The following is a 25,857-nucleotide window of genomic DNA, read 5'->3' on the forward strand; positions in this document are numbered from 1 at the left end:
AACCAATATCCTTTTGGTTCAGAAGCACTATTCAGCTTAGCTCGACAGATGGAATCGGGACGTTAGTGATTTCTTAAAGCTTTTCACGACTAACAGAGCATCCCTTAACAACTCTCTATCCATTTTATTCAATTGTTGCAACTCAATGATATTAGGCGTTGGGTCAATACCATCCTCTGCCTGCTCTGCACGACGGATCTGCTGACGCAGACGAATGTTCACAAACAGACCTAGTGCTTCTGAGATATCTTTAGAGACACTCTCTTGCATTACCCCTGCATCGACCAGGGCCTCTAAACGCTCAAAGGTATTGGTAGCAAGGATTCTCTGCTCAAGCGCGAAGGTTCTTACGCCATGAACAATAGGAAAAATTCCGCCCTTCTTGATATCTAACTCACCACGCTCTTTTAAATTGCCAAAGAAGGTTAACGGTGTATCAAACTCAACCGCCGCTTTAGCAAAATGCGAGAAGAACAGATCATTGTTACGCATAGTACGCAGGAACCAGTTTCGAGCCACTTTAAACAGTGCTACGTTACCCGCGACCGGCTTGGCATCCACCGCTATCGCCAGTCGCATCTGGTCCTCGGGATCGCTGCTCATCGACCAGTCCTGCAGTTTCTGGGTCCAGTCATCGACTGAATTGATCCACTCAGGGTTAGAGACCATGATATTGCCGGGACAAGGCGGGAAGCCAAACGAAATTAACGTCTCACTAAAGCGCTGCATGGTCTGTCGCTTTTCAGCCCAGTTAAGGCCATTACGAAAGATCAACGCGTTGTCTTGATCCGTCTTCATGATCTGCTCACCGCGACCTTCAGACCCCATCACAATCAAGCAGACGTGAGGCTGCATATCGGCCGGCACCACCAGATCAAACAGCTTAGCGATGATCCGTTTATTCATCGCCGCAAGAAGATCCATAGTAAAACGAATACGAACACCGGTAGAGATCAGCGCTTTGATGAGGTTGTTCAACCCTGTTGCTGCCTCTCTGAGATCCTCTATCGTACTGGCTCGCTCAAGGCGCAGACCAATCACGTGCGAGTGACTAGAGAAGTAGGAGAGCACGTCCGTCAGTTGCACCACGCCAACCAGGGTATCGCCCTCCATGACAACCACACGCTCGATCTGTTGCTGCGTCATAATGACCAAAGCGTTAAAAAGGAAGTCATCCGGCTTACAGGTGATCAATCGATAGGTCGCGATGGTCGCAACATCCTCATCGACTGAACCATCATTGAGAACAATAGCATTGAGAATATCGGTACCAGTCACCATACCAATACGACTACCACGACGAACTAAGACCGAATCCGACTTAGTCTCGCGCATCAGTTGAGTCGACTCTTTAATGCTAGTCCCTTCATTAACGATCAGAGGGTCACGAACCACCGCTTCCTCTATCGTCGCCAGCATAAACTCAGCCATATCCTGGCCTTCGCCCTGCTGCGCAACGATCTCTGATTTCGCGGCTAGATTTTGTTGAAAATAGTCAGCAAAACCCGGATTCGAATCGATCAGTTCAAGCAGTATCTCCGTCGAGAAGATATGACAGATTGTCTCCTCTTCGGCTGTGAAATTATGAATGGCAGAGCCATGCATCGCGGACCAACCACCAAAGTAGTCCTCATTCTCATAGTGCATGAAGACGTGTAGCATCTCATCATCTTCATCCTGAGGCTCACTCTCTGCAACGCGTCCACGAAAGACCACATAGACCCCTTCTGACTGCTCACCCGCCTTAATAATCACTTCACCAGACTGGTAGTAGCCGATATCAAGATTGGCGCGCAAGAACTCCTGTTCGGACTCAGTCAGTAGGCTAAAAGGGAGATTCCCCATTTTAAAAGAATCAGGCATTGGATCCTCACTTAGGTCGTCGAATAATCAGTTGAGTATTGCGCGTTTTAGAAAAAATTGCAGGAACTCAAATCAACTTTTTCTGAAAAGCGTCACGGTTTTAGTTTCACTAAATTCGTTCCTACAAAGTTAGGTTGTAGGAGGGAATTGGCGCGCAGCGACAAACCCCGACATCTATACAAAGCCACCATCGGCAATTAAAAAAGGCGCCCCGAAGGACGCCTTTCTCATTGTCAGCTAGCTCTTAGTGAGACTGAGCTGCGCCCGCACCACGTGGGATACGGATGTCTTCAACGATCTGCTGGATTTCAGCAGGTGGCTCAGCTGTCATAGAAGAGACAACTTTAGCCACAACGAAGTTCAGGATCATACCCACAGTACCGAAGCCCTCTGGAGAGATACCGAACCACATTTCGTCTTTAGTGCCGCCCATGAACTTGAAGTACACGATGTAAGCCATAGTCGATACGATACCAACGACCATACCAGCGACTGCACCTTGAGTGTTCATGCGCTTGCTGAAGATACCCATTAGGATCGCAGGGAATACAGAACATGCTGCTAGACCGAATGCCAATGCAACAACCTGTGCTACGAAGCCTGGAGGGTTAACACCGAAGTAACCAGCCACAAGAATCGCAACGACTGCTGCACCACGTGCGTATAGAAGCTCCTGCTTGTCGGTGATGTTCGGATTGATGGTTTTCTTCATCAAGTCGTGCGAGATCGATGTCGAGATTACCAACAGAAGACCCGCTGCTGTTGATAGTGCCGCTGCCACCGCACCTGCTGCCACTAGAGCGATTACCCAAGCTGGAAGCTGAGCGATCTCTGGGTTAGCAAGTACCATGATGTCACGGTTAACTGTTAGCTCGTTTGCATCTGTTTTGCTGTAGAAAACAACGCCATCGTTGTTTTTGTCTTCCCACTTGATAAGACCAGTGTTTTCCCAACGAGCGAACCACTCAGGGATGTCTTCGTATTTAACACCCGTGTTAGCAACGCCAGAAGCCGCAGTTTCAGCAGTACCGTTTACAGTCTGGATTAGGTTTACGCGACCGAAGCCCGCAACACCTGGTACAGATGTGTAAAGGATAGCGATGAAGATAAGCGCCCAACCAGCTGAGATACGCGCATCTTTTACGCGAGGTACAGTGAAGAAGCGAACGATTACGTGAGGAAGACCTGCAGTACCACACATTAGTGCAGCCGTCATGAAGAATAGGTCAACCGTAGTTTTAGAACCTGCAGTGTACTGAGCAAAACCTAGCTCAACAGACAATGCATCCAGAGTCGCAAGTACTGACTGACCGCTCTCCAGAGTTGCACCTAGTGCAGTCTGTGGAAGGAAGTGACCAGTTACCTGAACTGATAGGAAGATCGCAGGAACCATGAATGCAAGAATCAATACACAGTACTGAGCAACCTGAGTGTAAGTAATACCCTTCATACCGCCTAGTACAGCGTAGAAGAATACGATCGCCATACCGATGATTACACCAGTATTGATGTCTACGTGTAGGTAACGTGAGAATACGATACCAACGCCGCGCATCTGGCCAGCTACGTATGTGAACGAGATGATGATGGTACAGATAACCGCAATCGTACGAGCAGTGTTGCTGTAGTAACGATCACCGATGAAGTCAGGCACTGTGAACTTACCAAACTTACGTAGGTAAGGTGCAAGTAGCATCGCTAGTAGTACGTAACCACCTGTCCAACCCATTAGGTAGGCAGAAGCATCACGACCGATGAACGATACGATACCCGCTAGTGAGATGAACGATGCAGCTGACATCCAGTCCGCAGCAGTCGCCATACCGTTTGCAACTGGTGGTACACCACCGCCTGCAACGTAGAACTCTTTAGTTGATCCGGCACGTGCCCAGATCGCAATACCAATGTAAAGGGCGAAAGAGCCACCTACAAATAGAAACGTTAACGCGTCAAGACTCATGATTTACTCCTTACTCGTGAACGTCATATTTTTCGTCAAGTTTGTTCATGCTAGACACGTAAGCCCAGATCAACGCGACGAATACAAAGATTGAACCCTGTTGAGCAAACCAGAATCCTAGCGGGAAACCGAAGAATTGGATTTGATCAAGAGCATCGACGAATAGCACACCGCATCCAAACGATACGACGAACCAGATCGCCATGTAGGTGATAATAATGCGAAGGTTCTCACCCCAGTATGCCTGCGCATTTTCTTTGGTCATTGACATAACCTATCCCTTTACAAGTTGTTGTTATAAACAAAAAGGCTGTGATTACCACAGTTGTAGACATTATACCTAAGCCATCTCCCTAAAAGGAGAGCAACTTTAGTCGCACAGACTTAAGTAAGTGGCTGATTTTAATGATTTTTCAAACTTTTAGATATACCTTTATAACCAAAATTACATCAAAAACACTGTTTTTAAGCATTAAACTGAAACTTTTGGTCGAAACGGCACAAATCGTTAGAATGCAGGCAACTGTTGTTAGGAATCACACCATGCTATCAGGTCTATCCGTCACCCTCATCGCTTTAGGCTACCTTGGCCTACTCTTTGCGATCGCTTACTTGGGCGATCGAAGTCGTGCCGGGAAGAGCTGGGCGGGCAACCCGATCATCTATTCTCTCTCCTTAGCGGTTTACTGTTCATCTTGGACCTTCTATGGTGCCGTCGGACGAGCTCATACCACTGGTTGGGAGTTTTTGGCGACCTATATAGGGCCGGTCATTGTCTTCATTTTGGGCTGGCAGGTCATCGAAAAGATCAGTCGTGTCAGTAAACAGCAGAACATTACTACTATCTCCGACTTTATCTCGTCACGTTACGGCAAAAGTCAAACCATCGCCGTTCTGGTTACAGTCATAGCGGTGTTGGGAACCATTCCCTACATCGCACTTCAGCTAAAAGCGGTTGCAGTGAGTTACAACGCGATTGCGCCTGCTGCGACCGAGGCACTGAGCAAAGGTAGTGATACCGCCCTTGTAGTAGCACTAACAATGGCCCTATTCGCGATTCTGTTTGGTACTCGCCATATCGATGCCACTGAGCACCATCAGGGTTTGGTATTAGCCGTTGCGTTTGAGTCGGTCATCAAATTGACCGCCTTCCTTGCGGTCGGTTTCTTTGTCACCTTTGAATTCTATGGTGGTGTAGAGCAGACCGTTGCCAGCGTTCAATCGCAACTGCACTCGATAAACTTTTCAGGTTCACTGTTTGCGGGGAGTTTCTTAACTGAAATTCTGTTGGCCTGTGGGGCGATCATCTGTCTACCACGCCAGTTCCACGTGACCATTGTCGAGAACATCAAACACAACAACCTTAGAATCGCCCGCTGGCTCTTCCCCACTTACCTATTCCTGCTAGCGCTATTTGTTCTGCCCATCGCGTCGGCCGGTGCTATCTCACTGCCAACCTTCGCGCTTAACCCGGACTCTTGGGTACTGACCTTACCGTTAAGCCAGGGCTATCCTGGACTGGCAACCTTTGCCTTTATCGGTGGCCTATCAGCGGCGACCAGTATGGTTATCGTGGCCTCTATTACTCTGGCTACCATGGTCTGTAACGACATAGTCATTCCTATTCTGCTGCGCATTCCGAGTCTTCGCATTGCAGAGAGCAAAGATCTTGGCCGACTACTGTTAAGTGTGCGCCGTATCACCATCTTCATGCTTCTGTTGATGGGCTACTTCTACTACCGAATTTTGGGGGACCAGGGTTCCCTCGCCTCCTTTGGTCTACTCGCCTTTGTCGCAGCGATTCAATTCTTACCCAGTATCATCGGTGCGTTGTACTGGAAAGAGGGCAACCGAAGCGGTGCCATTGCTGGCTTAGTAAGCGGCTTTGCACTCTGGTGCTATACGCTAGTCTACCCTGTATTCGAAGTCGCCAATTTAGTTCCTGATACACTGATACGTGACGGTGTCATTCCAACTTGGTTACAACCAACCTCCCTATTTGGAATTCAAGGAATTAACCCACTGACTCATGGTGTCATCTGGTCTCTGGGCATTAACATTCTGGCCTACTACCTAGTATCCAACCTAACGCGCGCCCGCTTGGTGGATCGTATTCAGGCCAGTGCATATGTCGATAGCCGACGCGATGAAACAACAGAGCCAGGCCGTCAGACGACACCCGTCACCATCAGCGACCTGCAGATGCTTGCCGAGCGTTTCTTGGGCATTCGCCGCACACAAGAGGCGATGAACGAGTATTGGAGCAGTCGCGATGAAGAGCCATTGCCAGCGGGTGTCAAAGCGGATAACGAACTGATTCAATACATCGAACGCTTACTGGCCGGTGTGATCGGTGCGTCTTCAGCTCGAATCGTCATGGACTCGACACTGCGCGGTAAAGATATGCAGATTGGCGATGTCGTTGCGATTGTTGATGAGGCATCACAGGCACTGCGTTTCAACAAATCGCTGCTACAGTCGACCATTGAGAACGTCTCTCTGGGCATCAGCGTAGTCGATCAGAAGTATCGTCTGGTTGCATGGAACCAAAAGTTCATCGACATGTTCGACTACCCAGAAGAGCTAATTAGCGTCGGCCGCCCCATCGAGGAGATTATCCGTTTCAACGCGGTTCATGGTGAGTATGGATTCTCTGGAAACTCCATCGATGAACAGGTTGAACAGCGCATGCAGCTGCTGCGTTCTGGCAAACCGCACGGGTTTGAACGTTATCGCCCGAACGGCCAAGTGTTAGAGGTACGCGGTAACCCGATGCCCGATGGCGGTTACGTCAACACCTACATGGATATTACCGAGCACAAGCGTGTCGAAGACGCACTGCGTGAGAGTGAGCAGAACATCCGCGTCTATACCGACAACGTGCCGGTCATGATCAGCTATCTCGATCCGGAGCAGAACTACCTATTCGTCAACAAAGCGTTTGCTGATGGCGTTGGCATTAACCGACATACCATTGCCGGCACACCTAGTCATACCATCATGCCTAAAGATCAGTATGAGTTGCGCCAGCCGTTCGTGAGACGTGTATTGCAGGGTGAACGTGTCAAATTTGAAGCTCGCTTACCGACCCAAGACGATTCACTGCGCTTTGCTGAGTTAACGATGATTCCGCACATTGGCGAGTACGGGGACATCTTGGGTTACTTCACACTTTACCAAGATATCACAGAGCGCCGTAATGCCGAGATCGCTCTGCAAGAGACTAATGAAAACCTTGAGAAACGTGTTGAAGAGCGCACCCAAGCGGTATCCCTAATTAACAAAGAGCTGCGCAAAGAGAACACCGTCCGTGCGCTAATGGAAGATGAACTACGCCAGGCCAAATCGGATGCTGAAGCGGCCAACTTAGGTAAAACACGATTCTTGGCTGCGGCCAGCCACGACCTGCTGCAACCACTGAATGCGGCTCGTCTCTTCACATCGGCGCTGGCTCAACAGAGTCACCAGAACGAGACCGCACAGTTGGTTGATAACTTGGATGGTGCTCTGCGATCAGCGGAAGAGCTCATTACTGCCATACTGGACATCTCCAAGCTGGATGCCGGTGCGCTAGAGCCCAACATGACTCACTTCTCTGTCCAAAACGTCTTCTCGAACCTGGATACTGAATTCACCGCTATGGCGGAGAAGAAAGGGCTGAAATTCAAGAGTATCGACTGCAAAGCGGTGGTGCATTCAGATCAAACACTACTGCGTCGTATTCTGCAGAACTTCATCTCAAATGCGATCCGCTACACCAACTCGGGCCGAGTACTGCTGGGTGTTCGCCACCACAGCAAGTTTATCCGCATTGAAGTATGGGATACCGGTGTCGGCATTGCAGAGGATAAGATCTCTGAAGTCTTTGAAGAGTTTCGTCGCATCGACAACCCACGCCACTCAGAGGTACAGGGTCTCGGATTAGGCTTGGCGATTACAGAACGTATCGCCAAGATGCTGAAGCATAAGCTGAATGTTCGATCCTGGCCGACCAAAGGCACGGTCTTCAGTGTTGATGTTCCGCTGGGCGACCCTGCACTTGCTGTGAAGCAGAAACCACAACAGCGTGGCTGGATCCGCTCGAAAGGCCTAAACGGCGTCAACGTATTGGTGATCGATAACGAACCGAAGATCCTAGAGGGGATGACCGCACTACTGACCGGCTGGAGCTGTGAAGTACGAACCGCCCTCTCCATTCAAGCGGCTGTTGAAACCTGTAGCGATGGTTCATTCAGACCGGACATCATGCTGGTCGATTACCACCTTGGCGAGACCGATACCGGCATCATGGCACTGAATGAGTTAGCTGTATTGGGACTCGGCGACGTGCCAGCGATCATCATCACCGCCGACCGTACCGACGAGGTTAAAGCAGAGATAACAGAACACGGCGCGATACTGCTGAACAAACCGGTCAAACCCGCCGCCCTTCGCCAGCTGATCAGTAAGAACGTCGCGAAGTAGCTGTTGGAGCGGTCTTAAACTTGTTGTTGGAGCGGTCTTAAAAAGGCCGCGATTTTTTGGTGGCGGTGTCTGCCCTTCAGCCTGACACAGTAAACCTGGGTCTGACCTCCGGTCTGACCCGGTGACACTTCAGCGTCACACCCCAGCCTTCCAACCAGACGTTATCGGATAACGTCGATCACGGCCAAAGCCACGATTGGTAATACGCGTTCCGATCGGCGCTTGGCGACGTTTATACTCATTAATATCGATTAGACGAATCACTCGCAGTACATCGGCTTCGTTGTACCCCTCAGCAATAATCATCTCTGCGCTGTAATCATGCTCGACGTACATCTCGATGATCGCATCCAACTGATCGTAATCTGGCAAGCTGTCTTGGTCTGTTTGATCTGGACGAAGTTCAGCCGAGGGTGGACGAGTGATGACACGCTCTGGGATGACCGGGCTGATCGTGTTGCGGTAACGCGATAGCTCGTAAACCAGAGTTTTCGGAATGTCTTTTAGGACACAGAAACCACCGGCCATATCACCGTACAAGGTTGAATAACCGACGGCTGTTTCCGATTTATTGCTGGTCGTCAGAACGAGGTAGCCTTTCTTGTTGGAGATCGCCATCAACAAGACACCCCGACAGCGTGCTTGCAGGTTCTCTTCCGTTGCATCGACCTCTGTGCCAGCAAATTCGCCCGCCAACTCCTGCATGAATGCTTCATACATCGGCTCAATTGAAATCACCGAATGACGAATACCTAAAGCCTCTGCTTCCAGTGCAGCATCCTCGACACTGATAGAAGAGGTGTACTTAAACGGCATCATGACACACTCAACGCGATCCGGACCCAAGGCATCCACAGCAACTGCAGCCGTTAATGCCGAATCGATACCGCCAGATAGGCCAAACACTACCCCCTTAAAGCCGTTCTTGTTAACGTAATCGCGTACGCCCATCACAAGCGTTTGATAGACCATACTGTAGCGATCAGCTTCGGGCGTTGAAGGCTGCAGCGGCTCAACAGCACCCGATTCAAGATCGATAGAGACCTTGTAGACACCCTCTTCATGATGAGGGGCCATGTAGGCTAGCTGCCCTTTGGCATCCACGGCCTGCGAACCACCATCAAAGACCAACTCATCCTGCGCACCCACTTGGTTTACATAGACAATCGGTGCATTGGCAGTGGTTGCACGGTCTTGTAACGCATTAGTACGCTCATTGGTTTTACCCATGTGATAGGGAGATGCATTAGGCACAAGAATCGCTTTAACACCGGCATCGGTCTGACGTTGAGTCGGCTCTTTCTCCCAAATATCAGCACAGATTTGCAGCCCTAAAGTGTGACCCTTGTACTCAAAGACACCGTCATTGGTATGCGGTTCAAAGTAGCGATCTTCATCAAATACACGATAGTTAGGCAGATGCTGTTTGGCATACTCGATCAACACCTCACCATCCTCAATGATGGCCGCCATGTTGCGTAACTCGCCCTCTTTCTCAGCTGGATAGCCCACCAACAGAGCGATGCCACGGACCTCAGTTTTCAAGCGATTGAGGGCCTCATCAACCCGGCGTTTTAGACTTGGACGCAGCAGCAGATCCTCTGGCGGATAACCGGTAATCGACAGCTCTGAAAAGACGATAATATCCGTGTCACCTTGAGACGCTGCATCCATAGCAGCATCGATCATCTTTTGTGTATTACCCGGAATATCACCGACAAGAAAATTGATTTGAGCGAGCGCGACGACAAGTTGCTGAGACATAAAGCGATCTGAAATCTTCAAATTAAATAGATTGCCAAAGTATACGCACATCCCCCGTAGGAGGGAATTTGAGCAAAGCGAAAAAGCCCGAAAATTCATTCATGGCGACTGGCTTCAGCCTATCACCACCCCAATAAAAAGCACCCTGTTGGAGCTTTCTCAAAGAGGAAGCGATCAGGTGACTGGTTTTAACCTGTCATCCGCACCATGGAAAAACACACCCTGTAGGAGGCCACCCAAAGGGACGCCGACCGCTTTTAATCATCCGCAGATGTTTGGCAGAAACTTGGCAAATACTCACTTGGAATCAACGACTCATCCGAATCATCACTGATACAGCGCCAAGTCGTCGGAAAATCAGGATTCTCTGCCCGCAACACAAACCGCCGCCCTTCCAACTCATCAATATTGGCAATTGATACCCGAATTTCGCCGGAGGAATGACTCCACCATGCATTCTTTACATAAGCGGAGTTATCCCCAAAGTATTCATTACTGACGCCTAGTTCACTAAGGGCTGTATTCCATTTCAAATCTTTTAAACCTGAAGTACCGCCATTCGCAATCGCATAATCAACCAGCGCCAGCTTAATCGGCTCCGTTGCTGCCAGAGCATCGATCAACTTGGCACGCACCGTGAATTGAGTGTACGCAGGCAGCGCAATGGAAGAGAGAATAGCGATGATTACGACCGCAATCATCAATTCGATAAGGGTATAGCCACCCGTCCTTGGGTTTGGCTTTCTTTCCATTTTTTATTCCTCGATCCTTGAGAAAAAATTTCCTATTAAGGCTGTAAAGTGGCAGATATCGAGCCGCCGGAACCACCGGAGGCTGGAGTAATAGCCGTCACATCTGCAGTCAATGACCCTACGGTTATCGTGTCACTCAATGACAGGTCACCAGCATTTACACTACACAAACCACTTAACGTGGGAGCAACAGCGCCATCTGCGATATTTATATAATCATTAGTATCATCAACATCGCCACAGCTAACAATTGCGTTTCCAGTATAGGTTACACTATCCCCTTTGATTGTTACCTTATTACCCATGCCGTTGGTTAATATTAGATCATAGTTACCTAAGTAGTTTATTGCGCAGCTACCGCTCACCACGGTTATATCATGACCTGATGGTGAACTCGCGGTAATTGACTCAACACCTCCTAATGGGTCGCAGATACTAAAATCTGCCCCACTAATCGTATGTGTGATCGTCCCACTCCATCCACTTCCACTTACTGAAGTAAACACACTGCACGAGAATGTTTCTGCATCGTTAGAACAAACATTAATTGGTGTCACACGCTCAGGATCACAGGAACCATCATCTAAACGATAACAAGGCGAAATCAAACCAGTGGGGAATTGTGATGTGGTAGAAAAAAGAGCCGCAGAAGTAAAATCTTCCGGAGCGGTAATTGCCCCTGTAATACTAACAACAGCAGCAGACACCTCCTCACTATCTATAGATGTCACTGCGGTAGGACAGTTTCTGGTACCGTTAACCTCAAGACAGACGTAGTCACCCGTATTACCAACAAAATTTTCAAACCCTGCGGTAAAGCCTGGGATATAACTGGTATAAGCAACGGAATTAACCGCTGATCCGAGTCTCGTTTCACATTCCGCATCAGTTGAGACTGATCCACCCCCTTGATTCGAAACTAGAACAAAGTCGTGCTGGCCATCTCCCACTATTAAGTCCTGGCCCGTGAGTGCAGTCCCATACCCATACACATCGCCAGCATCCATACCATGTGTAACTAGAAGCAAATTACCTGAGCCATCAAAAAGAGGGCCACTTTCCCCATAAGCGATCGAATATCCTCTATACCTGCGCACTGCACCTACGGCAATTTGCGCATGTCGGGATACTAGTGTGCCGTCATTTGAAAGTACCGTTGGATCGCCTACACACTGAGTTTTATCAGTCTCAAAACTATCACCAGTTACTACCGACACCTGAATACTGCCGTACCAACCATCGCCAAAGAAGCATCGGTACTCAAAAAACCAATCATCAGAACCTGTAATCGATTTCGCTGGTCCTTTAGGGCATACCCCCGTATCAGAGGGACGTATAACAATAGTGCCCAAGTCACTTTCACTAAGCGTAGTGGATGCATTATCTACATAAACAACACCACGAATCTCTGCGAATGCAGTGCCGCTATATGTAAGCAACTCTTTAGTTACGCTTTCAACTTCTCCAAGAAGTCGTATCTCACTTGAGCCTACTGCAGAAGAGACAGTCACAGTCTCCAAAGACAACCCCGAGGGAAGAACACCGCCTTGCGCATCATCTCCGTACTGAGCATTTCCCGATGGAGGATCAATAGCGTAGGGGTTTCCTCCCACAACAACACCCGTTCCCGTACCATTAACTGCAGTTGAATCGAATATATCACTTACAATAATTGTGCTTAGCTGAACCGATTCTAACGCACCCGGCTCACCCCATGAGACCTCAATAACTGCAGAGCATTTGTTACCTGATCCAGGACATGACCCTCCTGATTCAGATGCTAGACTACCGCCAACTGAGTAAGATTGGTTTGTACCTATGTAAGTAGATTGACTAGGCCAAGGTACTGATACAGTCGCTATGGAGGCCAACTCATACTGACCCGCATAGTGACGTAATAGCTCCATCTCTTTTTGCGCAACAACGATAGCCTCCGCGCGAGCTTTGGAGTTTGTAGTCTCAGAGAAGAGTTGTGATGAAAAAAGTGCAATCCCAAGCAATCCGACCACAGACACAACAAGTGCCACCATCGCCTCTATTAGCACAAATCCACGCAGTTTTTGCATTACCAATCCCTCCAGCTACCTGCCACTGCAGAGGCTGTCACAGAGTCTCCTAAGTTCGAAGTATAGTCGATAGAAAACTCTAAATCGGGGCCACCATTACCCATATCAACATCACCATTGACAAGCAACGAGCCTTTAAAGGTACTACTACCATTCAACTTATCGACTGAACCATTCACAAACACCAGACCCATAAAGTCATTAGGATTTGATTGATCCCAATCCCCATTGATAATAATAGTTTTGGGGATACCACCAAGATCAGTACCTGTAGGTATCGTTACTGCTTCGTATACTGTATCTGGAAAAGACTCGACGACTTTAGTATTTGTAATACATATAACGCTACCTGAACTTTCAATCTCAGCTTGAAAATCGATGGTATCGTCGTTCTGATCTATATATGCACTTTTGCAAAACTCATCTACGGTACTACCAAGAAAGGCACGCTGAAAATCCTCTTCATTCAACGAACTTAAATTAGGGTCGTTTTCGATCAGATCACTGCCTCGATAACTGCTACTTGAAGAGGTGATATAGACGCCATCATCCGTAGGATGAGGTACTTTTGTTGAAAATGAACCACTCAAATCAACGGTACCGCCAGACCAAACTGTAAGGTTTCCGTTGAGATTTTTAACTTCAAAATTACCACTAAAATTCGCGCCCGCAGCAGCAACTACTGGTGCATCGGGCAAGTCCAACCTGGAGAAGGTTATATTCATCCGCATCTGTCGTTGAACAGACCCGTCATCACTCGTACCAATTGAGGAGATAACAGTCTCATCACCCGAAGTCACACTATAACCCCAACGACCTTGCCCTGAGGGCATAGCTCCTGATGATGAAGCCGACTCCTGTGGACTCTCACGAAATGCAGCGACGCCCTCTGCTAATCCGGCTTGAGCAGCCTCAAATGCAGCGAGTGCTCGCAACTCATTAGCCACAACCTGCTTCTCATTAACCACCGATGAAGAGACAGTAAACACAGCGAGTGTCGTAAAAATCAGAAGCACCACAACCGTAACAAGTGTGGCTATGCCCTGCTCTCTCTTATAATTTCCTAAGCCGCTAGAAATCATCTCTATTCCTCTAAAACATTGTTGGGAATAAGAATTGAAACAGTTTTGGAGGAGCTAACCTGCCCCGAAGGATCTGCAGCTGAAACTGTTAGTTCAACAGTCCGTGTATAAATAGTAGTTCCGTCACTTGTTGAAGCGGAAACATCTACCTCAGCACTCATACCTGCCACAGATACTGCTAGAGAGTTACTGAATTGCTCCCAATTTACAGAATCCGATGGATCGCTACATTCACCCACAGCATTGGTTTTAATGTAGATAGCATTGTCTACTTTTCTAAAGCCTTTACGATCAGCTACAACTTCAGCACTACCCGAGTCACTCTCCCCGCCATCATATGCGTAGAGAATGCATTGGTTATCTCCGGAAACTGAAAGCCCTGCAGAGCTAGAAGTTTGATAAAAGCTTGCACTACCCGCCGCTGAATAGCCATGCCTTCTAATTTCGCCGCTCATCGAATCTACCAATATTCCTAATTCTCGATTCAATTTTGTTGCAGCAAGAGTCGACTCAGCAACGGTGACAATTTGAAGGTAGAGAAACAGCGCCCCAGAGAGAACGATGAGACCAACCGCTATACCGATCATCAGTTCAATCAAGGTATAGCCAGACTGAAACTTCATTCTCAATCTACTCATCTAGCACCCTAATCATCTGATTATTGGAAATGGATATTTTTCGAAAATCACCGTTTGCACCAGTGACCGGAATTGAAACCGAAGCAGCAGATAGTGCTGGCATTACAAACGCTGTACTTACTCCGGTTGAAACCGTGACTCCGGGATAATCACGCCCGTGAGCATAGATTGGTGCATCCGATGATGCACAAGTTGCGTCACTCGCACTGGATGCATAGGCACACCAGTCACCCGAATCATCGCTGACAAAGAAGTATCGATTGCGATTGTTCGATACAGCTTGGCGCCTAGCTAATATCGCCTGACTATAGATTGCCTGAGCCGCACCGACCAAACGCTCTCTAGCAATATAGTCTTGATAAGAAGGTATAGCGATAGCCGCAATGATTCCGAAGATAGCTACCGTCACCATCACCTCAATCATAGTGACACCTTTCTGCTTAACATCAGAAAACATCATCACTCCCAACAATTAGCGCCAGCATAATTTGAATCGCTAGTAACCTTGCCATTTCGATCAACAAGGAAGGGCTTGTCACATTCTGGATCAGAATGGCTTGCCGAAGCTGTAGCCCAAAATGATGAAGCGTTAGCTAATGATGCTCCGGTAAGCAGTGATATAGAGTAGTGCCCCTCCGGAGAACTACTGTAATTAATATCCAATGTATTTGATGAATGATTAGTTAACTGATCAACTGTAGTTGCAAAAGAAACATTGCTAGCACGGTACTTCTCTTGAGCAATGCGAATTGCGGCCAATCCATTCATCGCGTCTCCACGCTTGGCTCGAAGCACATAATCCTGATAAGCCGGATAAGCGATGGCCGCAAGAATTCCGATGATCGTCACTACGATCATCAATTCAATCAGAGTAAAGCCTTTTTGGTGACGCATTGAGTCCCTCCGTTACATTCATTAAATATAGCAGAGGAACAGAATATGGAGGGGGTTTTACTGAATATTCAGAACCTGAACTTCGAAAAGAATCGTTTTTCCTGCAAGAGGGTGATTGAAATCAACCTCCACACGCTCGTCATCGAACTCGACGATGACACCGGGTAGTTCACCACCGGGCTCTTGGAATGAGATGACCAAGCCCGGCTCTAACTCCATATCTTTGAAGTCTGAGCGTTTCATGGTTTGGATGTTGCTTGGGTTGTGCTGACCAAAGCCGCGCTCTGGATCGATGGTTAGATCGAGATGATCGCCCACTTTCAGCCCAGACAAAGCGGCTTCAAAGCCTTCGGGGATATTACCATCGCCCACTTCGAATTCGACAGGAGCACCTTCGAAGTTCGAGTCCACGATCTGTCCATCGGTGAGTTTGATCGCGAAGTGCATGGTCACTTTACGGCCCTGTTCAATGGTAAGTTCGCTCATCTATTAGCTCCGGTCTTTTGATAAAAATAGTGCATCAACAATCAATGCGATGGCGCCGAGGGTGATACCCACATCGGCGATATTAAAGGCTGGGAAATACCAACCTGCGTAGTGAAAGGACAAAAAATCCACTACATAACCGTGAACAATACGGTCAAAAAGATTGCCCAGAGCACCGCCTAAAATAGCGGCATAGCCAAAGGCCTGTATCTTTTGCTGTGGCTCCGTTTGGCGTAGCCAGTGAACGATCAACCCACTCACGACAACCGCAATGGCCACAAACAGCCAACGTTGCCACCCCGTTTCACTGGCTAAAAAACTAAAGGCTGCGCCCGTATTATGCAGCAGTCTTAGATCGAAGATGGGAAGAATAGCGATCGGCAGGTTGTAGCTCAGCATACTGGATGCCAACGCTTTACTGCCAAGATCAAGCACTACAATGGCTAGGCTGAGCCATAGCCACTGCAGTGCTGAAGGGTTACGCGTAGTGACGCTGCTCACCTTCGCCCTCTACGTTATCGACACAACGTGTACACAGCTCTGGGTGATCGGCGTTTTGACCGACATCTTCACGGTGGTGCCAACAACGAGCACACTTCGCCTCTTCCGACGCTTTAACTGCGACTTTAAGACCTTCAACCGCTGTTTCACGAGCGTCTGCGCCATTCGCTAGCGGCTCAATGCTAGCAGTCGATGTAATCAATACGAAGCGAAGCTCATCACCTAGGCGATTCAAATCGGCAGTGATCTGCTCATCAGCATAGAGTGTCACTTCAGCGGCTAGCGAGGCTTTAACTAGCTTCTCGTTACGCGCCTCTTCCAAACACTTGTTAACCGCCTGTTTAACCTGCAGCACACGCTCCCAGTACTCACGACCAAAAGCATCGTCTGCAGTCATCTCAAACAAGCCTTCGTACCAAGTCGTTAGCATGGCACTTTCAGGGTTGTTACCTGGTAGCACTTCGATGATCTCATCAGCGGTGAAGCTCAAGATCGGAGCAATCCAGCGAACCAGCGCCTGTGCAATGTGGTACAGAGCGGTCTGACATGAACGACGCGCCAAGCTATCTGGCTTAGTGGTGTACTGACGATCTTTAATGATGTCTAGGTAGAAACCACCCAGCTCTTGTGCACAGAAGTTGTGAACTTGCTGGTAAACATCCAAGAAACGGTAGCTGTTGTACGCATCGATCACTCGCTGCTGCAAACGGTAAGCAGAATCAACTGCCCAACGATCCAGCGCCAGCATCTCTTCTGGTTTTACGCTGTGCGCTTCTGGGTCAAAGCCGTTTAGGTTCGCCAATAGGAAGCGCGATGTATTTCGGATACGACGGTAGCTGTCTGCCGTACGCTGAAGAATCTGATCCGATACAGCCATATCACCTGAGTAGTCTGTAGAGGCAACCCAAAGTCGAAGAATATCCGCACCTAGTTTGTCATTCACCTGCTGTGGTGCAATGACGTTACCCAGTGACTTAGACATCTTGTAGCCCTTCTCATCGACAGTAAAGCCGTGAGTCAGAACCTGCTTGTACGGTGCACAACCGTTAATCGCAATCGATGTTTTCAGTGACGACTGGAACCAACCACGATGCTGATCCGACCCCTCTAGGTACATATCAGCCGGGAAGTGCAGGCTCTCTTTGGTACGCAGAACTGAGTGGTGCGTGACACCCGAATCGAACCAAACGTCCATGGTATCGGTCACTTTATCGTAATCCGCTGCTTCTTCACCCAACAGCTCTGCTGGATCTAGATCAAACCATGCGTCGATACCGGTCTCTTCGATACGCTGCGCAACCTGCTCGATCAACTCAGTCGTGCGTGGGTGAAGTTCACCTGTCTGCTTGTGAGTGAATAGCGTAATCGGCGTACCCCAAGTACGTTGACGTGATACACACCAATCTGGGCTCTGACCAACCATCGCTTCGATACGTGTCTGACCCCAATCTGGGAACCACTGTACGCCCTTGATCGCATTCATTGCGTCCGCTTTCAGGTTCTCTTTCTCCATAGAGATGAACCACTGTGGCGTTGCACGGTAGATCAGTGGTGTTTTGGTGCGCCAGCAGTGTGGGTAGCTGTGTTGGAAACGTTTTAGGTGCACCAACTTACCTTCACGCTCTAGCGCTTCCGTCACCGGTGCATCCGCTTTGTAGACATGGATGCCAGCAAACTCACCTGCCGCGTCAGTGTAGACACCATCCGCTTGAACAAGGTTTAGGGTTTTAAGGTTGTAGCGGTTACCGACAACGAAGTCGTCCATACCGTGATCAGGCGCCGTGTGAACCGCACCGGTACCTGCATCGGTAGTGACGTGATCACCCAAAATCACAGGCACCTCACGATCAAACACAGGGTGTTCAAGTTGAAGCAGCTCCAGCGCCGCACCGTTTACACGGCCTAATACTTCAAACTTATCTACGCCCCAGCGCTCCATGATCGACTCAACCATCGACTCGGCTAGAACCTGGTAATCGACACCGCTCTCAAGGTGCACTTCAACCAGGGCATACTCCAACTCACCGTTAACCGATACCGCTTGGTTAGCAGGAATTGTCCAAGGTGTGGTTGTCCAGATGACGAGCGAGACGTTCTGTTTGTCAGTACCGAACAGTGCATTCACTTTGGCTTGATCAACAAAGGTGAAACGCACATCAATCGCAGTAGATGTTTTGTCTTGGTACTCAACCTCAGTCTCAGCCAAAGCTGATTTACCGACAACACTCCAGTAGACCGGTTTGTAACCTTTCACTAGGTGGCCTCGTTCTGCAATTTTGCCCAGTGCACGAACGGTATTCGCTTCGGTTTTGAAGTTCATCGTTAGGTAAGGGTCATCCCAATCACCCTGAATACCTAGACGAATAAAGTCCTCTTTCTGACCGGCGATCTGCTCAGTCGCATAGGAGCGACATTTAGCACGGAAATCCGCGTAAGAAACTTTCTCGCCCGCTTTACCGATCAGTGTCTCAACCTTGTGCTCGATTGGTAGACCGTGACAGTCCCAACCCGGCGTGTAAGGCGAGTCAAAACCACTTAGGGTTTTGGATTTGATGATCATATCTTTGATGATCTTATTCACCGCGTGACCAATGTGAATGCTGCCGTTAGCGTAAGGAGGGCCATCGTGCAGAATAAATTTTGGTCGACCTGCGCTCACTTCACGAATTCGTGCGTAAAGATCCATCTCTTTCCATTTAGCAAGACGCTTAGGTTCAGCAGATGGCAGGTTACCGCGCATTGGGAACGCAGTTTCCGGCAGGTTTAGAGTCGGTTTGTAATCGGTCATCAATCCAGTCCCAGTTTAGGTATTTGCGGCAGCGAACCAAGCGCGCGCTGCAGCGATATCTTTTGCGATCTGTTCTCGCAAAGCATCCAATCCATCAAAGCGTTGCTCCGCACGCATTGGATGTAAAAATTCAACACTGAGCAGCTCACCATAGAGCTGCCCCGTAAAATCTAGCAGGTGCACTTCCAATACAGGACGAACACCATTAAGTGTCGGCCGACTGCCAACATTGCAAATCGCGTTGTAGACCTTACCCGCCAAGTGCGCCCTTACCGTGTAGACACCCCGCATAGGGCAGGCATACTTGTGCATGCGTACATTGGCTGTCGGAAAGCCGAGCTCACGACCCACTTTTTGCCCATGTTGCACACGGCCGGTGACACGATAGCGACGCCCTAACAATCGAGCAGCCAAGGATAAGTTGTTAGCGGCAAGCGTTTCACGAACGCGTGAACTGCTGACGCGCTCATCCTCTAAAATCAGTGTCGGTGTGTCAGCGACGGTAAAACCGTGTGATTCACCTGCAGCCTTAAGCAGTGCGTAATCGCCACGGCGATCACAACCAAAACGAAAATCGTCACCCACCACAAAATGCTTTACATCCAAGCCCTTCAGCAGCAGCTCATCAATAAACGCCTCAGCTGACAGTGAACGTAAACGCTCGTTGAAGCTAAGACAAAGCACGCGATCAACCCCTTCAGCTTCTAACAGGCGAAGCTTCTCGCCGAAACGCGTTAGACGAGGTGGCGCAGACTCTGGCGAAAAAAACTCACGTGGTTGCGGTTCAAACACAATCACAACAGAGGGCAACCCCAGTTGTTGCGCTTTTTCTCGCACACCTGACAGTATCATCTGATGGCCTAAGTGAACGCCGTCAAAGTTACCGATCGTCGCAACGCAGCCGCGATGATGATCGCGTAAATTGTGAAGCCCTCGAATCAGTTCCATTGCGTTATCAGTTTCACCCAAGCATCAGACAAATAATAAACGCGCGATTATAGCGCATGCAGGCCCCTCTAATTAAGACCTAAAACACTATGTTTATGACTTTAGCCACGCAAATGACGAATTCGCACACCGGAAAGGATCAAAGAGGCACAGTAAACCAGAACTGCGCCGGCCACGAGCAGGAACATCCACTCGACTCTCTGCCACAAACCGGCCGATAACCAGTCGGAAGCAACTGGTGCGAACAGCAGAATAACCACCGCCATCAATGCGTTGGCAAATAACAACTGCATAGACCACCTTAACCAGCCAGTTTGCCACTTGAAGACACCCTGTTTAATTAAGCCATGCAAAAGCCAACCCGCATTCATAAAGGCGGACAGCGCGGTTGCTAGCGCAAGACCCGCATGCGCCAGAGGGAAGATAAGAATCAGGTTAAATACCATATTCGCCACCATCGCTTTAACAGCGATTTTGACGGGGGTTTTGGTATCTTGGCGAGAGAAGTAGCCCGGCGCCAGCACCTTGATGAGCATAAATGCGAGCAAACCTAAGCCATAAGCACGAAGACTCATAGCCGCCATGCTGACATCGCGATCGGTCATCTCACCATAGTGGAACAGCGTCGTTAGCAGAGGCTCCGCCAACAGAATCAGCGCCACAGCCGAAGGAATGCCGATCAATAGCACCATTCGCACTGCCCAATCCAACATTTTGGCGAACTCTTCCCCTGACTTTTCAGCGTGTTTACGAGAAAGGCTTGGCAGAATCACCGTCGCAATCGCGATACCAAATACCCCCAAGGGCAGCTCTGCCAGACGATCTGAGTAGTAGAGCCAAGAGACACTGCCCGTCTGCAAGAACGAGGCAAGCACGGTATCCAATAGCAGGTTAATCTGTGCAACCGATACACCAAATAGAGCCGGCAGCATCAGTTTCAGGATGCGCCGCACCCCTTCATCCTTCCAACCGGCTTGCGGCACGGGCAATAGACGCAGGCGCGCTAAAAACGGCAACTGGAACAGCAGTTGGACGGTACCGGCCATCAACACACCCCAAGCCAGCGCCATAATGGGCGGATCAAACATGGGGCTTAAGTAGACCGCTGAACCGATCAGACAGAGATTCAGCAATACCGGGGTGAAGGCAGGCACCGCAAATCGCTCATAGGAGTTCAGAATGGCACCACAAAATGCGGTTAGGGATATCAGCATCAGATAGGGAAAGGTAATGCGCAGCATGTCAGCCGCAAGACCAAAGCTCTCGGAGCCTGACATATAAAACCCAGGCGCAAACAGCATCGCCAATAGTGGCGAACCCAGACTGCCCACCAGCGTGACCAGCAACAACACCGAACCCAAGCTGCCGGCGGTACGATTGACGAGAAATTGAACCGCTTTTAAATCACGTTGCGATCGATACTCAGAGAGCACCGGCACGAAAGCCTGAGCAAAAGCCCCTTCAGCAAAAAGACGTCGTAAAAAGTTGGGGATTTTGAATGCGACAAAAAAAGCGTCGGATGCACCGCTGGCGCCAAAGTAACCCGCGACCACCACATCACGAATTAATCCCAGCACTCGCGAGATCATGGTCATGATGCCAACTACAGCACTTGAGCGCAGCAGACCGCCGCCAGATGTCGCTTTTTGACTCAACTTTTAACCTCAAAGTGCCGAATTAATCCGTCGATTATCGCCTACCTAAGAAGAAGGTCAACTAAAAGTGCATTTCTTCTGTGTTTAATGCTTGACAGACGGCAACGATATCGGAATAATTTCGCATCCAATTTTGAGAGACACTTGTCTCGTTTGTTTAACTCAAATTTAAGGAGCTCAGCTGTGGCAAATTCCGCAGGATCTCGTAAACGTGCTCGCCAGGCGGAAAAGCGTCGTCAACATAACGCTAGCCTGCGCTCCATGGTACGTACTTACATCAAGAAAGTACTAAAAGAAGTTGCTGGTGGTGACCAAGCTGCTGCTAACGAAGCATTCAAAGTTGCTCAGCCTATCCTAGATAGCTCAGTAAACAAAGGAATCTTCAAGAAGAGCGCTGTTGCACGCACTAAGAGCCGCCTAAACGCACGCATCAAAGCGATGGCTGCATAAGCGACTGCTTAAAAGCTTTTCCAAAAACCCGCTAATTAGCGGGTTTTTTGTTGCCTGCAATCTGGAAGATGCTGACAGAGTACATACCGGTGACAGTAATTTGCTCCTGCAATTACTGTATACATCACATCCGTGTGCTTAACAGGCTTTAGCCTGTCATCCGCTGGTAGACTTTACTGCCAATCTGGAAAACACCGATAAAGCAGATGACAGGCTGAAGCCAGTCACTGGTGCTTTTAGCTAGAGGATTAACCTGCTGGGATAGCGATTGTCAGGCTGCAACCAGACACCCAGACCGCTCCAACGATTTAGGCCAACGCCATATTATCGCGATGGACTAGCTCTGGATCAGTGATGTGACCGATAAGGGATTCGATCTCTTGGCTGGCGTGACCTTTGATACGGTCCGCCTCATCGAAGGCGTAGTTAACCAAGCCGCGTGCGATAACCTCACCGTCAGTATCGACCAGCTCGACCATCTCACCCCGTGAGAAATCACCCTCTACTTTGACAACACCCGCAGGCAGCAGTGATTTGCCACCCGTTTTAAGCGCTTTCACCGCGCCAGCATCCAAGACTAGACGACCACGCGCCTGAAGATGCCCTGCGATCCAGTGTTTACGCGCAGCTTGGCGACCGTGATCAGGTACTAACAACGTACCAATCTCTTCACCCGAGAAGATTCTTAACAACGCACTCTCTTCACGACCGCTAGCAATAACCGTTACAGCACCTGAACGAGCCGCAAGTCGAGCGGCACGTACTTTAGTTGCCATACCACCGCGACCCAACTTACCGCCTCCGCCTGCAATCTGAAGGAAGTGATCATCTTCAGCTCGACCTTCGGCGATTAATTCAGCATTAGGGTTAGAGCGAGGATCTGCGGTGAACAGACCTTTCTGATCCGTCAGCAGAATCAGCGCATCGGCTTCAATGGCATTAGCCACCAACGCACCGAGCGTATCGTTATCACCAAACTGAATCTCACTGGTCACAACCGTGTCATTCTCATTAACGATGGCTACGACGCCCAGATCGATTAGAGAGCGCAACGTTGAACGTGCGTTTAGATAACGCTTACGGTTAGAGAGGTCATCATGCGTCAGAAGAACCTGCGCGGTATGAAGGTTGTGTTGCTGAAAAATAGATTCATACGCTTGAACCAAACCCATCTGACCGACAGCGGCGGCGGCTTGCAGCTTATACATCTCGCTTGGGCGTTCTGACCAGCCTAAACGATTCATCCCCTCGGCTACAGCACCTGAAGAGACAAGAACCACCTCAACACCCTGCTGCACCAGTTTAGCGATCTGCTCAACCCAGCCAACAATCGCTTGCTGATCTAGACCTTTACCATCATCCGTCAGCAGCGCACTGCCGATTTTGACGACCCAACGACCCTTTTCTGTTAACCGTTGACGTGATGCAGACATGTTACTTTACGTACTCCACTTCAACATCGTAATCGTCATCATCGAAGTCATCCCAATCATCAGCTTCGCCCGCTTCACGACGCGCACGCATTTCGGCACGCATACGCTCAAGATTTTCACGCGCTTCACGGTCAATCTGCATACGCAGCTCACGCTCTGCATCCACCAATTCTGGATTCTCTGCAAGCGCCTCTTTCTTCTCATCAAGATAGTCTTGCAACTGATGGACCAAAAGATCAGTGCCTTGCTTGTTGATAGCAGAGATACGGAATACCGGACCATCCCATTCCAACGCATCGATCACTGACTGACAACGCTCTTCAAGCTCCTCTTCTGGCACCATGTCGATCTTATTCAGCAACAACCAGCGAGGCTGATCAGCCAAGGTAGGCGAGAACTTATTCAGCTCATTAACTGCAGTGACCGCTGCTTCAGCAGGTGTCACCTCGTCCCAAGGCGCCATATCAACCAGGTGCAACAGTACACGGTTACGCGCCAAGTGTTTTAGGAAGCGAATACCAAGACCGGCACCCTCTGCGGCACCTTCAATGATTCCAGGGATATCGGCAACGACGAAACTGCGGTGCGCTTCGGTGCGAACGACACCCAGGTTAGGTACCAAGGTAGTGAATGGGTAGTTAGCCACTTTAGGCTTAGCGGCTGAGATAGAACGAATCAGCGTCGATTTGCCGGCATTTGGCAGACCAAGAAGGCCGACATCAGCCAGGACACGCAACTCCAGACGAACGTTACGCAACTCACCCTCGGAACCTTTAGTCGTTTGACGAGGCGCACGGTTTACACTGCTTTTAAAACGCGTATTACCCAAGCCGTGCCAACCGCCCTGAGCGATCTTTTCGACCTGACCGACAGCCGTCAGATCCGCCAACACCTCATCGGTATCCACATCCACAATGGTGGTACCGACTGGCACTTTAAGCACCAGATCTTCACCTTTGGAACCGGTACACTGACGACCCTGACCGCCCTCACCGTTTTGTGCTTTGTAGTGACGCGTAAAGCGGTAATCGATTAGCGTATTAAGACCTGAATCGGCTTCGACAAAAATAGAACCACCATCACCACCGTCGCCACCATCTGGGCCACCTTTTGGAATGTACTTCTCGCGACGGAAACTCATACAGCCGTTTCCGCCTTTACCGGCTTGTACGGTAATCAGTGCTTCATCAACAAACTTCATCTCTTTCTCCTAAATGGAGGAAAAATAGGGCCAGATCGTCTGTCAAACCTAACGACATGATCCTATTTTCCCTCAGTGGGCTGATTTTACTCTGGTAAGAATCAACCTTACATGCTTTTTTGAACTTAATAGCTTTTCAAGCCCTGTCTGGCTTCAGCCTGACACGCTGACACGGCCTAAAAAACAAAAAAACCCGCCTAAGCGGGTTTTTTACGTAACAACGAAACTTAGGCAGTTTCGATGCTAACGAATTTACGGTTGTAAGGGCCTTTAACTTCGAACTTAACAACACCGTTTGCTTTCGCAAATAGAGTGTGGTCTTTGCCGATGCCTACGTTTGTACCAGCGTGGAATTTAGTACCGCGCTGACGAACCAGGATGTTACCCGCAAGTACTTCCTGACCACCAAAACGTTTAACGCCTAAGCGTTTCGACTCCGAATCGCGTCCGTTACGCGTTGAGCCGGCTGCCTTCTTATGAGCCATTCTCTAATCTCCTAGATTCGTTGATCAGCCGTTAATGCCAGTGATTTTAACTTCAGTGTACCACTGACGGTGGCCCTGACGCTTCATGTGGTGCTTACGACGACGGAACTTGATGATTTTCACCTTGTCACCGCGACCGTGTGATACCACTTCAGCAGAAACTTTAGCACCTTCAACAACTGGCGCGCCAACTTTAACGTCGTCGCCGTTGCTAACAAGTAGTACGCGATCGAAATCAACGTTTGAACCAGCTTCAACCGCTAGCTTTTCTACTTTAAGGGTCTGACCCTCTTGTACGCGGTACTGTTTACCACCGCTTACGATTACTGCAAACATCTGTGTTCTCCAATATTTTGCTTACCCGGCTACTAATACGAAACCTGCTCTGAAGGGCTGATGTCTTACGACACCCTCGCACAGGGAGCGT

General features: G+C 49.2%; 21 protein-coding genes. 2 read left to right on the forward strand and 19 right to left on the reverse strand.

Going from position 1 to position 25,857, the window contains the following annotated elements:
• Nucleotides 1-36: 36 nt before the first annotated feature.
• The 3 genes from XMM383_RS06865 to XMM383_RS06875 all read right to left on the reverse strand — a co-directional run bounded on the left by XMM383_RS06865 (nt 37) and on the right by XMM383_RS06875 (nt 4,088).
• On the reverse strand, nt 37-1,863 hold the full coding sequence (locus XMM383_RS06865) for a DUF294 nucleotidyltransferase-like domain-containing protein (protein WP_173494736.1): 1,827 nt from the start codon (nt 1,861-1,863) through the stop codon (nt 37-39).
• 244 nt (nt 1,864-2,107) lie between these two features.
• Entirely contained in the window at nt 2,108-3,823 is a 1,716-nt protein-coding gene (locus tag XMM383_RS06870; protein WP_173482870.1) for a sodium:solute symporter family protein, read from the reverse strand.
• Between the two features lie 10 nt (nt 3,824-3,833).
• Nucleotides 3,834-4,088, reverse strand: a complete 255-nt coding sequence (locus tag XMM383_RS06875; protein WP_173482871.1) for a DUF4212 domain-containing protein — start codon at nt 4,086-4,088, stop codon at nt 3,834-3,836.
• 278 nt (nt 4,089-4,366) lie between these two features.
• Here XMM383_RS06875 and XMM383_RS06880 point away from each other — a divergent pair, with 278 nt between their 5' ends.
• Nucleotides 4,367-8,287 carry a NahK/ErcS family hybrid sensor histidine kinase/response regulator gene (locus tag XMM383_RS06880; protein WP_173494737.1) on the forward strand — a complete coding sequence of 1,307 codons (3,921 nt, stop codon included), beginning with the start codon at nt 4,367-4,369 and terminating at the stop codon, nt 8,285-8,287.
• A 135-nt stretch (nt 8,288-8,422) separates the two neighbouring features.
• Here the strand turns inward: XMM383_RS06880 and XMM383_RS06885 are convergent, their stop codons facing one another.
• From XMM383_RS06885 to murJ, 12 genes are all read right to left on the reverse strand, one after another.
• Entirely contained in the window at nt 8,423-10,051 is a 1,629-nt protein-coding gene (locus XMM383_RS06885) for an NAD+ synthase (protein WP_173494738.1), read from the reverse strand.
• Nucleotides 10,052-10,308: 257 nt separating this feature from the next.
• Nucleotides 10,309-10,803: a prepilin-type N-terminal cleavage/methylation domain-containing protein gene (locus tag XMM383_RS06890; protein WP_173494794.1), complete on the reverse strand. Its 495-nt coding sequence runs from the start codon at nt 10,801-10,803 to the stop codon at nt 10,309-10,311.
• 35 nt (nt 10,804-10,838) lie between these two features.
• Complete coding sequence (locus tag XMM383_RS06895; protein WP_173494739.1) at nt 10,839-12,869, reverse strand: hypothetical protein; 2,031 nt, start codon at nt 12,867-12,869, stop codon at nt 10,839-10,841.
• A complete protein-coding gene (locus XMM383_RS06900) occupies nt 12,869-13,951 on the reverse strand; it encodes a hypothetical protein (RefSeq protein ID WP_173494740.1) in 1,083 nt (360 codons plus the stop codon). Before XMM383_RS06900 ends, XMM383_RS06895 begins: the two co-directional genes overlap by 1 nt.
• Before the next feature lie 2 nt (nt 13,952-13,953).
• Nucleotides 13,954-14,574, reverse strand: a complete 621-nt coding sequence (locus tag XMM383_RS06905; protein WP_173494741.1) for a PilW family protein — start codon at nt 14,572-14,574, stop codon at nt 13,954-13,956.
• Between the two features lie 7 nt (nt 14,575-14,581).
• Nucleotides 14,582-15,046, reverse strand: coding sequence for a GspH/FimT family pseudopilin (locus tag XMM383_RS06910; protein WP_173494742.1), 465 nt, complete (start codon nt 15,044-15,046; stop codon nt 14,582-14,584).
• A gap of 2 nt (nt 15,047-15,048) precedes the next feature.
• Nucleotides 15,049-15,483 (reverse strand): type IV pilin protein, encoded by a 435-nt coding sequence (locus XMM383_RS06915; RefSeq protein WP_173494743.1) that lies wholly within the window; start codon nt 15,481-15,483, stop codon nt 15,049-15,051.
• A gap of 57 nt (nt 15,484-15,540) precedes the next feature.
• On the reverse strand, nt 15,541-15,969 hold the full coding sequence (locus XMM383_RS06920) for a peptidylprolyl isomerase (protein WP_173482879.1): 429 nt from the start codon (nt 15,967-15,969) through the stop codon (nt 15,541-15,543).
• A 3-nt stretch (nt 15,970-15,972) separates the two neighbouring features.
• Entirely contained in the window at nt 15,973-16,470 is a 498-nt protein-coding gene (gene lspA / locus XMM383_RS06925; RefSeq protein WP_173494744.1) for a signal peptidase II, read from the reverse strand.
• The gene (gene ileS, locus XMM383_RS06930) at nt 16,448-19,258 is read right to left on the reverse strand and encodes an isoleucine--tRNA ligase (protein ID WP_173482881.1); all 2,811 of its coding nucleotides are present in this window, start codon (nt 19,256-19,258) and stop codon (nt 16,448-16,450) included. The genes lspA and ileS overlap by 23 nt, the downstream gene beginning before the upstream one ends.
• A 15-nt stretch (nt 19,259-19,273) precedes the next feature.
• Nucleotides 19,274-20,206 carry a bifunctional riboflavin kinase/FAD synthetase gene (ribF, locus tag XMM383_RS06935; protein ID WP_173494745.1) on the reverse strand — a complete coding sequence of 311 codons (933 nt, stop codon included), beginning with the start codon at nt 20,204-20,206 and terminating at the stop codon, nt 19,274-19,276.
• Between the two features lie 101 nt (nt 20,207-20,307).
• Nucleotides 20,308-21,801, reverse strand: coding sequence for a murein biosynthesis integral membrane protein MurJ (gene murJ, locus XMM383_RS06940; protein ID WP_217363611.1), 1,494 nt, complete (start codon nt 21,799-21,801; stop codon nt 20,308-20,310).
• Between the two features lie 243 nt (nt 21,802-22,044).
• On the opposite strand from murJ, the gene rpsT reads away from it, so the two are divergent.
• The gene (rpsT, locus tag XMM383_RS06945) at nt 22,045-22,311 is read left to right on the forward strand and encodes a 30S ribosomal protein S20 (protein WP_173480367.1); all 267 of its coding nucleotides are present in this window, start codon (nt 22,045-22,047) and stop codon (nt 22,309-22,311) included.
• A 308-nt stretch (nt 22,312-22,619) separates the two neighbouring features.
• Here the strand turns inward: rpsT and proB are convergent, their stop codons facing one another.
• The 4 genes from proB to rplU all read right to left on the reverse strand — a co-directional run bounded on the left by proB (nt 22,620) and on the right by rplU (nt 25,766).
• Nucleotides 22,620-23,744 (reverse strand): glutamate 5-kinase, encoded by a 1,125-nt coding sequence (proB, locus tag XMM383_RS06950; protein ID WP_173483848.1) that lies wholly within the window; start codon nt 23,742-23,744, stop codon nt 22,620-22,622.
• A gap of 1 nt (nt 23,745) precedes the next feature.
• A complete protein-coding gene (gene cgtA / locus XMM383_RS06955) occupies nt 23,746-24,945 on the reverse strand; it encodes an Obg family GTPase CgtA (RefSeq protein ID WP_173480365.1) in 1,200 nt (399 codons plus the stop codon).
• Between the two features lie 227 nt (nt 24,946-25,172).
• Nucleotides 25,173-25,430: a 50S ribosomal protein L27 gene (gene rpmA, locus XMM383_RS06960; RefSeq protein WP_173482883.1), complete on the reverse strand. Its 258-nt coding sequence runs from the start codon at nt 25,428-25,430 to the stop codon at nt 25,173-25,175.
• 24 nt (nt 25,431-25,454) lie between these two features.
• Complete coding sequence (gene rplU / locus XMM383_RS06965; protein ID WP_173480363.1) at nt 25,455-25,766, reverse strand: 50S ribosomal protein L21; 312 nt, start codon at nt 25,764-25,766, stop codon at nt 25,455-25,457.
• Nucleotides 25,767-25,857: the final 91 nt, after the last annotated feature.

It is taken from the genome of Marinobacterium sp. xm-m-383 (assembly GCF_013283255.1).
In the GTDB taxonomy this organism is placed as follows: Bacteria; Pseudomonadota; Gammaproteobacteria; order Pseudomonadales; family Balneatricaceae; genus Marinobacterium_E.

Excerpts from the sequence above, each read along its gene's own strand:
- XMM383_RS06875 (WP_173482871.1), bottom strand. The coding sequence starts at position 4,088 with ATGACCAAAGAAAATGCGCAGGCATACTGGGGTGAGAACCTTCGCATT.
- XMM383_RS06865 (WP_173494736.1), bottom strand. The coding sequence starts at position 1,863 with ATGCCTGATTCTTTTAAAATGGGGAATCTCCCTTTTAGCCTACTGACT.
- XMM383_RS06910 (WP_173494742.1), bottom strand. The coding sequence starts at position 15,046 with ATGTTTTCTGATGTTAAGCAGAAAGGTGTCACTATGATTGAGGTGATG.
- XMM383_RS06905 (WP_173494741.1), bottom strand. The coding sequence starts at position 14,574 with ATGAAGTTTCAGTCTGGCTATACCTTGATTGAACTGATGATCGGTATA.
- proB (WP_173483848.1), bottom strand. The coding sequence starts at position 23,744 with ATGTCTGCATCACGTCAACGGTTAACAGAAAAGGGTCGTTGGGTCGTC.
- ileS (WP_173482881.1), bottom strand. The coding sequence starts at position 19,258 with ATGACCGATTACAAACCGACTCTAAACCTGCCGGAAACTGCGTTCCCA.
- XMM383_RS06890 (WP_173494794.1), bottom strand. The coding sequence starts at position 10,803 with ATGGAAAGAAAGCCAAACCCAAGGACGGGTGGCTATACCCTTATCGAA.
- XMM383_RS06915 (WP_173494743.1), bottom strand. The coding sequence starts at position 15,483 with ATGCGTCACCAAAAAGGCTTTACTCTGATTGAATTGATGATCGTAGTG.
- XMM383_RS06885 (WP_173494738.1), bottom strand. The coding sequence starts at position 10,051 with ATGTCTCAGCAACTTGTCGTCGCGCTCGCTCAAATCAATTTTCTTGTC.
- rplU (WP_173480363.1), bottom strand. The coding sequence starts at position 25,766 with ATGTTTGCAGTAATCGTAAGCGGTGGTAAACAGTACCGCGTACAAGAG.
- XMM383_RS06920 (WP_173482879.1), bottom strand. The coding sequence starts at position 15,969 with ATGAGCGAACTTACCATTGAACAGGGCCGTAAAGTGACCATGCACTTC.
- rpmA (WP_173482883.1), bottom strand. The coding sequence starts at position 25,430 with ATGGCTCATAAGAAGGCAGCCGGCTCAACGCGTAACGGACGCGATTCG.
- XMM383_RS06870 (WP_173482870.1), bottom strand. The coding sequence starts at position 3,823 with ATGAGTCTTGACGCGTTAACGTTTCTATTTGTAGGTGGCTCTTTCGCC.
- murJ (WP_217363611.1), bottom strand. The coding sequence starts at position 21,801 with ATGACCATGATCTCGCGAGTGCTGGGATTAATTCGTGATGTGGTGGTC.
- XMM383_RS06895 (WP_173494739.1), bottom strand. The coding sequence starts at position 12,869 with ATGCAAAAACTGCGTGGATTTGTGCTAATAGAGGCGATGGTGGCACTT.
- ribF (WP_173494745.1), bottom strand. The coding sequence starts at position 20,206 with ATGGAACTGATTCGAGGGCTTCACAATTTACGCGATCATCATCGCGGC.
- XMM383_RS06900 (WP_173494740.1), bottom strand. The coding sequence starts at position 13,951 with ATGATTTCTAGCGGCTTAGGAAATTATAAGAGAGAGCAGGGCATAGCC.
- XMM383_RS06880 (WP_173494737.1), top strand. The coding sequence starts at position 4,367 with ATGCTATCAGGTCTATCCGTCACCCTCATCGCTTTAGGCTACCTTGGC.
- cgtA (WP_173480365.1), bottom strand. The coding sequence starts at position 24,945 with ATGAAGTTTGTTGATGAAGCACTGATTACCGTACAAGCCGGTAAAGGC.